The sequence below is a fragment of the Sinomicrobium endophyticum genome (assembly GCF_052983315.1).
The window spans coordinates 1-2,216 of sequence record NZ_JBRKIS010000009.1 but is presented as its reverse complement, the minus strand read 5'-3'; the positions used below and the strand labels follow the sequence as shown (position 1 = coordinate 2,216).

1 protein-coding gene is annotated in these 2,216 nt (G+C 47.9%); it reads left to right on the top strand.

What is annotated here, in order from left to right; translation table 11 throughout:
* Positions 1–2,216: beta strand repeat-containing protein (locus tag ACVBDU_RS02460; protein ID WP_447178194.1), on the top strand; the 2,216-nt coding region annotated here is incomplete at both ends.

The following is a 2,216-nucleotide window of genomic DNA, read 5'->3' as shown; positions in this document are numbered from 1 at the left end:
ACCACGACGGTAACGGATAATGGCGATGGTACCTATACGATTACCAATGCCGACGGTACCAGTGTAACGGTTGATGTAGTAGGCGATGTAGTAGAAAACATCCAGAACGAAGGCGATATCTATAACGAGATCATCAACACCATCACCGCCAACAGCGATGCTTTGGTCGACAACGGTGACGGCACCTTCACGCATACTGCAGCCGATGGCACCGTAGTTACCTTCGATGCGAACACCACGACGGTAACGGATAATGGCGATGGTACCTATACGATTACCAATGCCGACGGTACCAGTGTAACGGTTGATGTAGTAGGCGATGTAGTAGAGAACATCCAGAACGAAGGCGACATCTATAACGAGATCATCAACACGATCACCGCCAACAGCGATGCTTTGGCCGACAACGGTGATGGCACCTTCACCCACACTGCAGCGGACGGCACCGTAGTAACCTTCGATGCCAACACGACCACGGTAACGGACAACGGCGACGGCACCTATACGATTACCAATGCCGACGGTACCAGTGTAACGGTTGATGTAGTAGGCGATGTCGTAGAGAATATCCAGAACCAGGGCGATATCTATAATGAGATCATCAATACGATCACGGCTAACAGCGATGCTTTGGTCGACAACGGTGACGGCACTTTCACCCATACTGCAGCCGATGGCACTGTAGTAACCTTCGATGCCAATACCACCACAGTAATAGATAATGGCGACGGCACCTATACCATCACCAATGCGGATGGCACTACCGTTACGGTTGATGTAGTAGGCGATGTCGTAGAGAACATCCAGAACCAGGGCGATATTTATAACGAGATCATCAACACCATCACCGCCAACAGCGATGCTTTGGTCGACAACGGTGACGGCACCTTTACGCACACTGCAGCGGACGGTACTGTAGTTACCTTTGATGCCAATACCACCACAGTAACAGACAATGGCGACGGCACCTATACGATTACCAATGCCGATGGCACCAGTGTAACGGTTGATATAGTAGGCGATGTAGTAGAAAACATCCAGAACGAAGGCGACATCTATAACGAGATCATCAACACCATCACAGCCAACAGCGATGCTTTGGTCGACAATGGCGACGGCACCTTCACGCATACTGCAGCGGACGGTACTGTAGTAACTTTCGATGCGAACACCACGACGGTAACGGATAATGGCGACGGTACCTATACGATTACCAATGCCGACGGTACTACTGTTACAGTAGACACTAATGCTAATACAAGTGTTTACGACAATACCACTTCCGGCTTAACAGCAACCAATGTACAAGAAGCCATTGACGAATTGGTAAATAATCTGAACAATACAACAGATGCCCTGGTGGATAATGGCGATGGTACCTTTACCCATACGGCAGTAGATGGTACAGTGACACAAATGGATATTCCAACTTTAGTGAGTACCTATGAATCACTAACCACGATAGTCGACAATGCTGATGGTACGTTCACCTATACCGATGAAGATGGCACACCGACAATCATCGACGTAAGTAATTTGGAAACGTTAACCACCATAGCCCTGAATCCCGACAACGTACATATCGATTATACCGATGAGGACGGGGTAGTAACGCAGCTGGATTTAAGTGCGATCATAGCCAACCTGGAAACCCTCACGACAATAGTCGACAATAACGATGGTACGTTCACCTATACCGATGAAGATGGCACACCAACAATCATCGATGTAAGTAATTTGGAAACGTTAACCACTTTGGCCTTAAACGCCGACGGATTTACGCTGGAATATACGGATGAAGCCGGAGTCACCAGTACCGTAGACCTATCCACAGTCATCGACAATTTTGAAACCCTCACGACAATAGTCGACAATAACGATGGTACGTTCACCTATACCGATGAAGATGGCGCACCAACGATCATCGACGTAAGTAACCTGGAAACGTTAACCACTTTGGCCTTAAATGCCGACGGATTTACATTGGAATATACGGATGAAGCCGGAGTCACCAGTACCGTAGACCTATCCACAGTCATCGACAATTTTGAAACCCTCACGACGATAGTCGACAATAACGATGGCACGTTCACCTATACCGATGAAGATGGCACACCAACGATCATCGACGTAAGTAATTTGGAAACGTTAACCACCATAGCCCTGAATCCCGACAACGTACATATCGATTATACCGATGAGGACGGGGTAGTAAC